Source organism: Kitasatospora sp. NPDC002965, assembly GCF_040611255.1.
Taxonomy (GTDB): Bacteria; Actinomycetota; Actinomycetes; order Streptomycetales; family Streptomycetaceae; genus Kitasatospora.
In genome coordinates this window covers 1-12,684 of record NZ_JBEXNT010000046.1, presented here as the reverse complement: position 1 = coordinate 12,684, position 12,684 = coordinate 1, and the positions used below count along the sequence as shown (strand labels likewise).

General features: G+C 75.3%; 10 protein-coding genes and 1 pseudogene. 6 read left to right on the top strand and 5 right to left on the bottom strand.

The genetic code is table 11. The annotated features are described in order from the left end of the window. Positions 1-13 precede the first annotated feature (13 nt). Complete coding sequence (locus ABZY91_RS19385; RefSeq protein WP_329882765.1) at positions 14-805, bottom strand: TIGR03089 family protein; 792 nt, start codon at positions 803-805, stop codon at positions 14-16. Positions 806-908: 103 nt separating this feature from the next. On the opposite strand from ABZY91_RS19385, the gene ABZY91_RS19380 reads away from it, so the two are divergent. Then, entirely contained in the window at positions 909-2,225 is a 1,317-nt protein-coding gene (locus tag ABZY91_RS19380; RefSeq protein WP_355403826.1) for a peptidoglycan recognition protein, read from the top strand. Positions 2,226-2,331: 106 nt separating this feature from the next. Here ABZY91_RS19380 and ABZY91_RS19375 read toward each other — a convergent pair whose 3' ends face one another. Beyond that, complete coding sequence (locus ABZY91_RS19375) at positions 2,332-2,823, bottom strand: SgcJ/EcaC family oxidoreductase (protein WP_355403824.1); 492 nt, start codon at positions 2,821-2,823, stop codon at positions 2,332-2,334. A gap of 39 nt (positions 2,824-2,862) precedes the next feature. On the opposite strand from ABZY91_RS19375, the gene ABZY91_RS19370 reads away from it, so the two are divergent. Beyond that, positions 2,863-3,798 carry a DNA-3-methyladenine glycosylase 2 family protein gene (locus tag ABZY91_RS19370; protein WP_355403822.1) on the top strand — a complete coding sequence of 312 codons (936 nt, stop codon included), beginning with the start codon at positions 2,863-2,865 and terminating at the stop codon, positions 3,796-3,798. A 55-nt stretch (positions 3,799-3,853) separates the two neighbouring features. Then, the gene (locus ABZY91_RS19365) at positions 3,854-4,201 is read left to right on the top strand and encodes a VapC toxin family PIN domain ribonuclease (protein ID WP_355403819.1); all 348 of its coding nucleotides are present in this window, start codon (positions 3,854-3,856) and stop codon (positions 4,199-4,201) included. A gap of 34 nt (positions 4,202-4,235) precedes the next feature. On the opposite strand, the gene ABZY91_RS19360 is transcribed toward ABZY91_RS19365, so the two are convergent. The 3 genes from ABZY91_RS19360 to ABZY91_RS19350 form a co-directional block, all read right to left on the bottom strand. Continuing rightward, positions 4,236-5,528 (bottom strand): coenzyme F420-0:L-glutamate ligase, encoded by a 1,293-nt coding sequence (locus ABZY91_RS19360; RefSeq protein ID WP_355403817.1) that lies wholly within the window; start codon positions 5,526-5,528, stop codon positions 4,236-4,238. Further along, the gene (gene cofD, locus ABZY91_RS19355) at positions 5,525-6,535 is read right to left on the bottom strand and encodes a 2-phospho-L-lactate transferase (protein ID WP_329950816.1); all 1,011 of its coding nucleotides are present in this window, start codon (positions 6,533-6,535) and stop codon (positions 5,525-5,527) included. The genes ABZY91_RS19360 and cofD overlap by 4 nt, the downstream gene beginning before the upstream one ends. 68 nt (positions 6,536-6,603) lie before the next feature. Continuing rightward, positions 6,604-7,272: a cysteine dioxygenase family protein gene (locus tag ABZY91_RS19350; protein WP_355403814.1), complete on the bottom strand. Its 669-nt coding sequence runs from the start codon at positions 7,270-7,272 to the stop codon at positions 6,604-6,606. Between the two features lie 619 nt (positions 7,273-7,891). On the opposite strand from ABZY91_RS19350, the gene ABZY91_RS19345 reads away from it, so the two are divergent. The 3 genes and pseudogenes from ABZY91_RS19345 to ABZY91_RS19335 form a co-directional block, all read left to right on the top strand. Beyond that, positions 7,892-8,161, top strand: coding sequence for a WhiB family transcriptional regulator (locus tag ABZY91_RS19345; protein ID WP_030310813.1), 270 nt, complete (start codon positions 7,892-7,894; stop codon positions 8,159-8,161). Positions 8,162-8,431: 270 nt separating this feature from the next. Next, positions 8,432-12,322, top strand: coding sequence for a glycosyltransferase (locus ABZY91_RS19340; RefSeq protein ID WP_355403812.1), 3,891 nt, complete (start codon positions 8,432-8,434; stop codon positions 12,320-12,322). A gap of 6 nt (positions 12,323-12,328) precedes the next feature. Further along, positions 12,329-12,684, top strand: a pseudogene (locus ABZY91_RS19335) (hypothetical protein); the annotation flags it as partial.

Below are 12,684 nucleotides of genomic sequence, written 5' to 3'. Positions count from 1 at the left end.
CCCGGACCGGGGGTTACCCGAGGCGCAGTGTCACCCGTTCGGATTCCACCCGCTTCTCCCACTGTTCGGCGCTCAGGCCGTCCGAGTTGCGGCAGAGCACCACCGACGCGCCGGCCGCCAGCGGAGCCAGCAGGCCGGCCTCCAGGCCCGTCCAGCCGTCGTACGAGAGGGTGGAGAGCACCCGGTCGCCCGGCTGCAGGCCGAGCCGGGCCGCGCCCTCGCGGGCGAGCCGGACGGTCTGGTCCCCGGACAGCTTCAGCGGCAGACCGTCGACGAAGGTCTCCAGCGCCGGTGCGTCCGGGGCGACGGGGGAGTAGGGGGCGAACCGGTCGCCCTGGCCCGGCACCTCGGCGGCGTAGTCGAGGAAGCCGTCCGGGCGTTGCGGGAACCGGCCGCCGAGCGGGCGCAGGGCGAGTGCCACGCGTTCGCCCTCGCACGCGTGGGCGGCCTCCAGGCCGTCAGGTCCGCTGACCACCAGGTCGGTGGTCGACGGGTCTCCGGCGGGCAGCGCCACCACTCCGACGGACCAGCAGGCCAGCAGCCATACGGCGCTCTGCCAGTGGGCCGGTAGCAGGAGGGCGGCGCGGTCGCCCGGGCCGGCGTTCAGCTCGTCCTGGAGCAGGTTGGCGGTCTTGGCCACCCAGTTGTCGAAGGTCCGGGCGGACAGCTCCACCCGTTCGCCGGTGGCGTCGTCGTAGAAGGTGACCAGCGGGGCCGCAGGGTCGACCGAGGGAGTGCCACCTCGCAGGAATGCGTGCAGCAGCTCGACGGGGGTTTGGGCATCGGCAGCGAAAGGCGCAGTCATGGTGCGCCCCAGCCTACGGCCTTCGGGTGGACGACCGGGAGGGTGGTGGAGCAGGTGCGGAGCGGCGTGGCGCTCGGGGCGGTTTGAGGTGAACATCCCGTTTATGCGCATCTTTTCCCCGATCGTCCTGCCCGCCGCCCTCCGTTCGCTGCCCGGCCTCCGTTCCCTGCCGGTCCTCCGGCGCCCGTCGGCCCACCACCCCCCGGCCGCCCGCCGTTCCCCGTCCGCGTACCGACCTCCGCCCGCCCGTGCCGCCCGCCGGCCCGTCGGTTCCCTCCGCGGCGCCGTCCCCGCCGCCCTGCTCGCCGGCTGCACCGCCGCCCTGCTGCTCCAACCGGCGGCATCCGCCGCGTCGGCCGGCCCGTCCGCCCGGATCCGGACGTCGGCGGGCGGCGGGTCGGTCACCACCCTGCCGCTGACCGCCGGTCATCTCCTCACGCCGCGCAGCACCCCGCGGTTCGAACTGCTCGGCGTCGGCTGGGACGGCCCCGCGAGCTCGCTGGCCGGCGGTACCGTCCGGGTCCGCACCCGGGACGCGGCCACCCGGGTGTGGAGCGGCTGGCACGAGCTGGAGACGGACGGCGAGGACGGTCCGGACGGCGCGGCCCACGGCCCGGACCGTCTGCCGCGCGGTGCGACGGCACCGCTCTGGACCGGCCCGAGCGACGGGGTGGCCGTCGAGGTGCTGCCCGGTCCCGGCGGTCTGCCGGCCGGGCTGCGGGTCGACCTGGTCGACCCGGGGCACGGCGCCGACTCCGCGGCCGTCCGGACGCTGCCCGCCGAACCCCCGGGCGGCGGTCGACGGGTGGGTCACCAGGCGCCGCGGCCCGGGATCGTCACCCGGGCCGGCTGGGGCGCCGACGAGTCCATCCGCGAGGCGGAGTTCGCGTACACCGGTGCGGTCCGGGTCGTCTTCGTCCACCACACCGCCACGGCCACCGCGTACGAGTGCGCGGACGCGCCCCGGGTGATCCGGGCGATCTACCAGTACCACGTGCAGGGCAACGGCTGGCGGGACATCGGCTACAACTTCCTGGTCGACCGCTGCGGCACCGTCTACGAGGGCCGCGCCGGCGGCACCGACCTGCCGGTGCACGGCGCGCACACCCTGGGCTTCAACACCGACTCGGCCGGCGTCGCGGCGATCGGCACCTACGTCACCGACGTCCCGCCGCAGCCCCTGCTGGACGGCCTGGCCGGGATCTCCGCCTGGAAGCTCGGTCTCACCGACCAGGACGCCGCCGGCCGTACCCAGCTGGTGTCCGGGTCGAACGCCAGCCGCTACCCCCTGGGGACGAGGGTCGGCTTCGACGCCGTCTCCGGCCACCGCGACGGCTTCAACACCGAGTGCCCCGGGGCCGCCCTCTACCCGCTGCTGCCCGACCTGCGGACCCGGGCCGCCGCGCTCCAGGGCCGCTGACCCCCGCTGCCCGCCGGACCCTTCCGCCGCCCGCACCCCCGCGCGCCCCACCGCCGGGGTGCGGGCGGCGGGGCGAAGGAGACGGCGATCAGGTGCCGCCCCGGCGTCACTCCGGCCCCGGCCCCCGCCCGGTCAGCCCCCGCAGCTCCGCCGTCAACGCCTGCGCGAGGTCCGGCCGCAGGTCGTACCGGGCGGGGGTGTTCTGCAGCAGCGCGATCCGCCACCCCGCCCCCGCGTTCACCGCGATCACCGTCTGCACCGCGTTCAGCGCCGGGTCCGGGTCCTCCGCGTCGTCCGGCACCAGCCCCGCCACCGCGTCCAGCTGCGCGACCCCCGGCCCCAGTGCCCGCACCCGCCGCACCTTGGCGACGTACTCCGGGGTGGCGTGGTCCGTGAAGATCCGGCCCAGTTCGGCGGCCATCACCGATCGCCCGCTGTGCCGGGTCCCGTCGAACCCGATCACCTCGCCGTCCGCCGCGAACGGTCCGGCGAACGCCGAGCCGTCCCGCAGGTTCCACCCCTCCAGGGCCCGGCGGTAGAGGGCCCGGACCGCGTTCCGGTCCCCCGGGGAGAGCTCCGGCAGCCGCGTATCGTTCATACCCCCATGGTCGGGGGCGAGCGATGGAGGTGCACGGCGATGAACGGCGCAGTCGCGACGGTGGAGGGCACCGCCCGCCGCTGGCGGCCCGGTTTCCCGCTGGACGCGGCCCGGACCCTGCTCCCGCTGCGCCGCGGCCCCGCCGACCCGTCGTACCGGACCACGGGGGACGGCGCGGTCTGGCGGGCGTCCCGCACCCCGGCGGGTGTCGGCACCCTGCGGGTGCTGGCCCGCCCGGCCGAGGGCGCGGTCGAGGCGAACGCCTGGGGTCCGGGCGCCGAGTGGCTGCTGGACCGGCTGCCCGTCCTGCTCGGCGCCGAGGACGACCCGGCGGGCCTGGTGCTGCCGCCCGGTCCGCTGCGCGACGCCCAGCGCGCGGCGGCGGGGGTGCGGCTGGCCAGGACCGGCCTGGTCATGGAGTCGCTGGTGCCGGCGATCCTGGAGCAGAAGGTCACCACCAGGGAGGCCTACCGGGCCTGGCGCACCCTGCTGCGGGACTTCGGCACCCCGGCGCCGGGCCCGGCCGAGGACATGTGGGTGGCGCCGTCGGCGCGGGAGTGGGCCATGGTGCCGAGCTGGGAGTGGCACCGTGCGGGCGTGGACCCGAAGCGCTCGGCGACGGTCCAGCGGGCCGTCCGGCTGGCACCCCGGCTGGAGGAGGCGTCCGCGATGGACCACGCCGCCGCCTTCGCCCGCCTCACCGCCGTCCCCGGGATCGGTGTCTGGACGGCGGCCGAGACGCTGCAGCGCAGCAACGGGGATCCGGACGCGGTCTCGGTCGGCGACTTCCACCTCCCGAACACGGTCGGCTGGGCGCTGGCCGGCCGGGTGCGCAGCGACGACGCCCAGATGCTGGCCCTGCTGGAGCCGTACCGTCCGCACCGCCACCGGCTCTGCCGCCTGCTCGCCTCCACCGGCGCCCAGGCACCCCGCTTCGGCCCCCGCCTCGCCCCCAACGACCACCGCCACCGCTGACCCGAACGCGGGGGACGAACCCGATCACGTCGCCTGCCCAAAGGCCCTGCGGACCGTGGGCCATCCGGTCATCTCGCCGCTGGTCCTCGCGGAGCTGGACCACCTGGCCACCAGGGCGCTCGGCCCGGCCGGGGCGATGCGCATCCTCGACGACGTGATCGACAAGTGTGCCGTCGGCCGTTTCGAGGTGCCGGAGGTCGCCTCGCGCCTCGCGGCGGCCAGGGTCGTGATGCGCAGGTACCCGGCGCTGAACGTCGGCCTGACCGGCGCGGTCAACGTCGCGTCGGCAGCCGAGTTCCGCACCGACGCGGTGTTGACGGCCGACCGGCGCCACTTCCGTGCGATCCGGCCGTTGAGCAACCACGACGCCTTCCGGCTGCTGCCGGACGGCCTCGGCAGCTGATCCCGGCGTCGGTCGCTCCCGTGTCCCGGTGCGGCTACCGCACCTCGACGAACGCGTCGGCGGTGCGCTCCGGGCGGCTGCGCGGCGGCTCCGCGGGGCGGCCGACGGCCACGGCGCCCATCGGGTCCCAGTGACCGGGGAGGTCCAGCACCTCCCGCACGGTGTCGCGGCAGAACATGGTGGAGGAGACCCAGGCCGAGCCGTAGCCCTCGCCGGCCAGGGCGACCAGCAGGTTCTGCACGGCGGCGCCGATCGCGACGGTGAACATCTCCCGTTCGGCCGTGGTCCGGCGCGCGTCGGGGTAGTCGTGCGAGCCGTCCATCACCAGGCAGGGCACGACCAGGTAGGGCGCGGCCCGCAGGACGTCGCCGCGGGCGGTACGGCGGGCGATCTTCTCCTCGTCCCAGCCGTCGAGTCCGGCGAGGTCGCGTCGCCAGGCGGCGAGCATCGCGTCCAGCAGCTCGGTCCGCACCGAGGGGGTCTCCAGCAGGACGAACCGCCAGGGCGTGGTGTGGTGCGGTGCGGGTGCGGTGACCGCGGCGGCGACGGCGCGCCGGACGGCGCCGGGGTCGACCGGTTCAGAGGTGAAGGCGCGGACGGTGCGCCGCTGGGTGACGGCCTGTCGGACCGCTTCGGAGGTGCCGAGCCGGAACATGTCCTCGGTGGCGGGGCGGATGATCGGCCGGACGCCCTCGCCGTCCTCGGCGGTGACGAGGTGGCCGAGGCCGCGGACCACGGCGACCGGGGTGCCGGTGGCCTTGCCCTTCACCAGGTCGGCGGCGGCGGCGAGCTCGTCGGCCGTGGCGGTGACGGTGAGGGCCAGTTCGTTGCCGTGCGAGTCGGTGCGGCCCCGGTGGTCCTCCAGGACGGGCAGCCCGGCGGCGCCGATGGCGACGTCGGTGAGCCCGTTGCGCCAGGGGCGGCCGAAGGTGTCGGTGACGACGACGGCGAGCCGGCGGCCGGTCAGCTGCTGGAGGCGGGCGCGCAGGGCGCGGGCCGAGCCGTCCGGGTCCTCGGGGAGCAGCAGGACGGTGCCGGGGGCGGTGTTGGAGGCGTCGACGCCGGCTGCGGCCATGACCAGGCCGTTGCGGTTCTCGACGATCCGGATGCTGCCGCGCCGGGCGATCACCCGGACGGTCTCGGCGTCGATCGCGGACTCCCGGTCGGTGGCCCGGAGCACCCGGCCCTCGGCCTTGCTGATCACCTTGGAGGTGACGAGCAGGATGTCGCCGTCCTCGTACGCCGCGGCCTTGGCGATCAGCCCGGCGAGGTCGGAGCTCTCGTCGATCTCGGGCAGTCCGGTGACGGGGAGGACGGTCAGGGTCACGCGCGCACCTGCTCGGCGAGCGCGAGGGCGGCCCTGGCCATCTCGGCGGTGGTGGGGACGTCGGTCATCAGCAGCGGGACGGCCCGGCAGGCGATGCCGCCCGCCTCGACGGCGGCCACGGAGGCCTCGTCGGCGGTGTCGACCAGCCAGCCGTCGAGCAGGCCCTCCCGGTGTCCGGGGCCGCCCTCGTCCGTGCCGTCCCGCAGCGCCGCCCTGCTCCCGTAGTTCAGCGCGACGGCCTCGGCGGTGGCCTCGACGCCGACGGCGGCGAGCACCTTGTCGGCCATGCCCCGGACGGGCGCGCCGCCGATGATCGGGGAGAGCCCGACCACGGGCGCGGTCGCGGCGGCCACCGCGGCGCGGATGCCGGGCACGGCGAGGATGGTGCCGATCGAGACGACCGGGTTGGACGGCGGGAAGAGGATGACGTCGGCGGCGGCGATGGCCTCCAGCACGCCGGGTGCGGGCTTGGCGGTGTCGGCGCCGACCGGGACGATGGCCTCGGCGTCGACGGCGGCGTGCAGCCTGACCCAGTACTCCTGGAAGTGGATCGCCCGGGTGCCCTGCTCGTCGGTGATCCGGACGTGGGTCTCGATCCGGTCGTCGCTCATGGGCAGCAGTCGCACGCCGGGCCGCCAGCGGACGCAGAGCGCCTCGGTGACCTGGCTGAGGGTGTAGCCGGCGGTGAGCATCTGGCTGCGGACGAGGTGGGTGGCGAAGTCGCGGTCGCCGAGCCCGAACCACTCGGGGCCGACGCCGTACTCCTTCATCTCGGCCTTGATCGACCAGGTCTCGTCGGTGCGGCCCCAGCCCTGTTCCTCGTGGATTCCTCCGCCGAGGGTGTACATCACGGTGTCGAGGTCGGGGCAGACCTTCAGCCCGTAGAGGTGGATGTCGTCACCGGTGTTGCCGATGACGGTGATCTCGTCCTCGGGACCGATGGCCTCCCGGAGTCCGCGCAGGAAACGCGCTCCGCCGATCCCGCCTGCCAGTGCCACGATGCGCATGCGCCCATCCTGCCACGCGCCGACGGGTCGTCAGCCCGACCCTCGACCGTCCGTCGCCGGGTCCCGGGTCAGTGGGCTCCGGCCTGCTCCTGCGGGTGCTGCTGCGGTTCCCGGTCGGCGTGCTGCTCGGCGTGCTGCTCGGGGACCGCGGCGCCGCCGTACTGGTTCATCGCGGTCAGACCGGGGGTGTACAGGTGGATGGAGACGGCCGGCTCCAGCGAGCCGTTGACCACCTCGTGCAGGTAGCCGGAGGAGAAGACGCGCTGCCCGCCGGGGCGCAGCGTCCGGGCGCCCTCGCCCGCGTGCGTGAGCGAGCGCTCGACCAGCTCGCCCCGGACGACGGTCATGACGCCGTTGGACTCGCCGTGGTCGTGGAAGCCGCTGCTCTGGCCGGGCAGCCAGCTGAGCAGCCAGACCTCGTAGCCGGGGCCGGTCTCCAGCCGGGAGTACCAGCGGGTGAGCGCGTCGTAGCGGACGAGCGGCTCCCAGCGGGAGCGGTCGGCGGCGATCTCGCGGACCAGCTGGGCGTAGCCGGCGACGGTGGTGGGGTGGCTGGGCAGGTCGGTGCGGGCGAGGTGCGGGAAGGCCAGCGGGTCGCCGGCGATGGAAACGTCGCTGAGTCCGTCCGTCCAGGCATGGGTCGGGCGGACCGGGGTAGCCGGGTGTGCGGCACCGGGACCGCGGTGGATGAGCTTGTTGCGGTCGCGGTTCCGCTTGCGGATGCGGATCATTCGCACGGGAGTCGTCCTCGGATGGCTGGTTCGTCAGGGGATCAGCCGGATCCGGGATGTCCTGGGGCGGGAATCGCGGGCGGCCTCTGTGCTTCCTGGGCGGCGCGCGGTGGGACGGCGGGCGCCTAGATACAGCGGCAGGAACAGAGGCGACAACAGGAGTTCACGGCACGGCGGAGCGTGGAACCGCTCCGGGGGCTGGCGAACTCTGACATAGGGGAAAGGAGACCGCATCCGCGGGTGCGGTGTCAACTCCGGAGAGCGGACATTCAGGTGATATCGGCCATGAACTAACCGATGGGGTGATAAATCACCCTCTATGTTTCGATGAGAAGATCGCCGGGAAGGCAGCCCGATGACCGGCCTGTGCAGGTGAGTGCGCGTCATTCGGCCCCTGATGGCGAACGGTTCATGAACGTTCGAGGCAATCGGGCGACAGGTCCCATGTGTCCGGTTATGTACACTATTCGTAACGGCTTGGTGCCGGGGAGTGAATCCTGGCCCCAATACCAGAGCTCGGCTTGACTGGGCCAGAGTGACGCAACTGTAATTTCACTCGTGTCGTCGGCCGCACGAGGCAACGGCAACCACGGGGACGCCAATAGGGGCAGAGGAGGCGCGCCACATGAGCGAGCTCTTTGAGCTGTTGATCGGTGACGGCATCGAAGAGGAGGAGGAACTCGGCTGGCAGGAGCGCGCGCTGTGCGCCCAGACCGACCCCGAGTCCTTCTTCCCGGAGAAGGGCGGCTCGACCCGCGAGGCCAAGAAGGTCTGCCTCGCCTGCGAGGTCCGTTCCGAGTGCCTGGAGTACGCCCTGGCCAACGACGAGCGGTTCGGCATCTGGGGCGGCCTCTCCGAGCGCGAGCGCCGTCGGCTCAAGAAGAGCGCCGTCTGACCGGTCCGGCCTCCGGGCCCGGCCACCGCTCCGGACCCTCCCGACCCTCCGCGAACCCCGGCGGCGACCGCGGCCGGACACCCGCACCGCCCTGAAGGCGCCTCACCCCGGTGGTGAGGCGCCTTCGCGTTCCCGGCCCTTTCTCCACGGCCCCTGCACCGCTCGCACGGACTCCGTGGACGGAGCGGCCACCCGGAGCCGTTAGTGTGGTGCGCCATCCGGTTGCCGTTCACCGGCTGTGTCCACCGAGAACTGGGGCCCGCGCACGCGATGACCGTCTACAGCCACCAGAGCGGACTCTCCGCCAGCAGGCCGCCCGCCTATCCGCGTCACCTGGTCACCGCCGTGATCGTCTCGCACGACGGCGCCCGCTGGCTGCCCCAGGCCCTCGCGGGCCTGCTCGGCCAGGACCGCCAGGTCCAGCGGATCCTCGCCGTCGACACCGGCTCCACCGACGACTCTCCGCGACTGCTCGCCGACACCCTCGCCGACTGGCTCCCCGAGAGCGGCCCGACCGTCCTCGGCCGCCGGGCGGGCTTCGGCACCGCCGTCGCCGAGGCCGTCTTCAACAGCCCGCCGCTGCGGCCCGAGGACCTGCCCTACCGCCTCGACCCCTCCGGCTACGACCCGGTCACCGGCGGCTGGGACGACTTCGGCGACCCGCTCGGCCAGGACGACGACCTCGGCCGCGGCGGCCCCCGGGAGACCCAGCCGATCGAGTGGCTCTGGCTGCTGCACGACGACTGCGAGCCGCAGACCGACGCGCTGCGCCGCCTCCTCCAGGTCGCCGACTCCACCCCCAGCGCCGCCGTGGTCGGCCCCAAGCTGCGCAGCTGGTACGACCGGCGCCAGCTGCTGGAGGTCGGCATCAGCATCGCGCGCTCCGGCCGCCGCTGGACCGGTCTCGACCGCCGCGAGCAGGACCAGGGCCAGCACGACCAGGTCCGCCCGGTGCTCGCCGTCTCCTCCGCCGGCATGCTGGTGCGCCGCGACGTCTTCGAGGAGCTCGGCGGCTTCGACAAGGCCCTGCCGCTGATGCGCGACGACGCCGACTTCTGCTGGCGCGTCAACGCGGCCGGCCACCGGGTCGTCGTCGCCCCCGACGCCGTGCTGCGGCACGCCGAGGCCGCCAGCCGCGAGCGCCGCGCCATCGACTGCGGCCCCGCCCACCCGCACCGGATGGACAAGGCCGGCGCCGTCTACACCCTGCTCGCCAACTCCAAGGGCGTGCTCTTCCCCTACGTCCTGCTCCGGCTGGTGCTCGGCACCGTGCTGCGGGTGGTCGCCAACCTGCTCGGCAAGGACCCGAAGCAGGCCTTCGACGAGCTGGCCGGCCTCGGCCACGAGCTGGTCCGCTTCCCCCGTCTGCTGGCCGCCCGCAAACGCCGGGCCCGGGCCCGCGCCGCCGACGCCCTGGACGACCGGACGCTCTTCCCCGCACCCGGCGCCACCGCCCGCCTCGCCGTCGAAAGTGTGGTCGGCTCGCTCGGCATAGGGGGAGCGGACGACGCCGGAGCCGGCCGGCACGGCTCGGTCGAGGCCGGCCCCGGCGACGAGGACGCCGAGGACCTGGTCGTCGAGCAGTTCACGCTGATCAAGAAGCTGGCCCGGCGCCCCGCGCCGGTCCTGTTCGCCGCCCTGCTGGTGTTCGCCCTGGTCGCCTGCCGCGGCCTGTTCGGCGGCGGCGCACTCTTCGGCGGCGCCCTGCTGCCCGCGTCCGACGGCGCCGCCGGCCTCTGGTCGATGTACGCCGACGCCTGGCACCCGGTCGGCACCGGCTCCACCTCCGCGGCGCCGCCCTACCTCGCGGTGCTGTCGGTGCTCTCCTGGATCCTGTTCGACCACGCCGACCTCGCGGTCACCCTGCTGGTCGTCCTCGCCGTTCCGCTCTCGGCGGTCAGCGCCTACCTGGTCTCCCGGCCGCTGATCGACTCCAAGCTGGTCCGCGCCTGGGCCAGCGCCACCTACGCGCTGCTGCCCGCCGCCACCGGTGCACTCGCCCAGGGCCGGATCGGCACCGCCGTCCTCGCCGTCCTGCTGCCGCCGCTGGCCCGCGCCGCCGCGATCGGCGCCGGCCTCGGCATCCGCGCCGAGAGCGCCGCCAAGGGCGCCCGGCCGGGCTGGCGCCCCGTCTGGATGACCGTCCTGCTGCTCACCCTGGCCACCGCGTTCGTCCCGCTGGCCTGGGCCCTGGCCGTCCCGCTCTGCCTGGCCATGCTGGTCGCCGCGGTGGTCCGGGGCGGTGCCTTCGGCTCCGGCGTCGCCGCGCTGCGCCTGCTCGGCCTGCGCGTCCTGGTGATCCTCGCGCTTCCGGTGGCGGTGCTCGCCCCCTGGTCGTTCCAGGTGCTGTCGCACCCCCAGCGGCTGCTGCTGGAGGCCGGCCTGCCCGGCCCGCACGGCGCCGTCCCCTCCGCGGCCGGCCTGCTCATGGTCAACCCGGGTGGCGCCGGGGTGCCGCCGGTCTGGCTCTCCGCCGGCGTGGTGCTCGCCGCGCTGGCCGCCCTGCTCCGGGCCGACCGCCGCCGCGCGGTGCTCGCCGCCTGGGGCGCGGCCGGGGCCGGACTGCTCTTCGCGGTCGCGGTCGCCGGCACCTCGGTGACCCCGGCCTCCGGCGGCCCGGACATCCCCGCGTGGTCCGGCCCGGCCACCCTGCTGGCCGGCATCGCCCTGCTCGCCGCCGCCGCGATCGGCGCCGACGGCGCCAACACCCGCGTGGCCGGCATCGCCTTCGGCTGGCGCCAGCCCGTCGCCGCCCTGGTGGTGGCCGCCGCGGTGCTCGCCCCGCTGGGCACCGGCCTCTGGTGGGCGGTCACCGGCGCCGACGGACCGCTGCACCGGGCCCGCTCCGCCCAGGTACCCGCCTTCATCGCGGAGCAGGCCGGCACCTCCGACCGCTCCCGCACCCTGGTCGTCACCGGCGACCGGAAGGGCGGCTCGGTCAGCTACACCGTGGTCCGCGGCGCCGGGCTGACGCTCGGCCAGGCCGAGTCCACCGTCGACCCGGCCACCGGCACCACCGCGGGCCTGGACCGGACGGTCGGCAGCCTGCTGGCCGGCTCCGGCGCCGACCAGGCGGTCGCGCTCGCCGGGTACGGCATCGCCTACGTCCTGGTCGACCAGCCGCTGATCGGCGCCTTCAAGGACGTCCTCGACACCACCCCCGGCCTGGTCAAGGCCAACCAGGACGGCGGCGCCGCGCTCTGGCAGGTCGACGGCACCCCGGCGACCCGCGCCCTGATCACCGCCCCGGGCGCCGTCCCGGTGGTGGTCCCGTCCGGCGAACGCGACATCGCCACCACCGTCCCGGCCGGTCCCGAGGGCCGGGTCCTCCGGCTCGCCGAGGCCGTCGGCCCCGAGTGGCAGGCCACCCTGGACGGCACCGCGCTGGAGGCGACCACCGTCGACGGCTGGGCGCAGGGCTTCAAGCTCCCGGCGGCCGGCGGCAAGCTCGCCGTCACCCGGGAGGGCAGCCTGCTGCACACCGGCTGGATCTGGGCCCAGCTGCTGCTCGGCCTGACCGTCCTGGTGCTGGCCCTGCCCGGCCGGCGCAGCCACAAGGACGACGACCTCCCGGAGGACGTGGTGGCCGCCGCCGCACTGGCCGCCGCGGCCCAGGCGCAGGCCCCCGCCCCCGGCAGCCGCCGGGCCCGCCGGATGGCCGAGCGCGCCGAGGGCGGCGAGGCCGGCGACGGCCCGGAGCACGGCGACCCGGACGGCGGCGTGTACGAGGGCCGGCCGGGTGCGGTCCCGGCCCAGGCCGCCGGCGACCCGTCGGGCGGCGCGGTCCGGGCGGCCGCCGCCGCCCAGGAGTCCGAGCCGTACGCGGACCCGTACCAGGCCTACCAGCAGGCCGACCCGTACAGCTACGACCCCTACACCGCGCAGCAGCCGGTGGCCGCGCCGTACGGCGGCGGGGCGGGCTACGGGCAGGACGGCTACCAGCCGCAGGCCTACCCGCAGACCCCGGGCTACGACCCGTACCAGCAGCAGGACCCGCAGGACCCGGCGTACGGCTACGACCAGTACCAGCAGACCGGGCAGCAGCCGTGGGTGCCGGGGCAGCCGCAGCCCGAGCCCTACTACGACCCGAACAGTCCGAATGACCCGAACGATCCGCACGGGCCGGGCCGGTACCCGCACCACCACGGATCGGGGAGCTGACCCGCGATGAAGAAGCCCGCGTTCAAGAAGAAGTCCGACCCGCAGACCGAGGGGGCCGCCGGGCAGTCCGGCGCCGCTCCGAAGGGCTCCGGCGCGGCGAGGACCACCCAGTCGCTGCTGGCCGCCGCCGTGGTGCTGGCGGCGGTGTTCGGGATCGCCTCGCTCCGCCCGCCGGCGACCCCGGCCGCGACCACCGCCACCGCCGCCTCGGCGCAGGTCGAGCGGACCTCGGTGGTCTGCCCGCAGCCGATCCAGGGCCTCACCGGCTCCACCGCGTTCACCGCCTACACCCCGCCGGGTGCCGGTGCGCCCGCCGCCGGCGGGGCCGGCTGGATCTCCGAGGCGGCCGCGCCCGCCGCCGC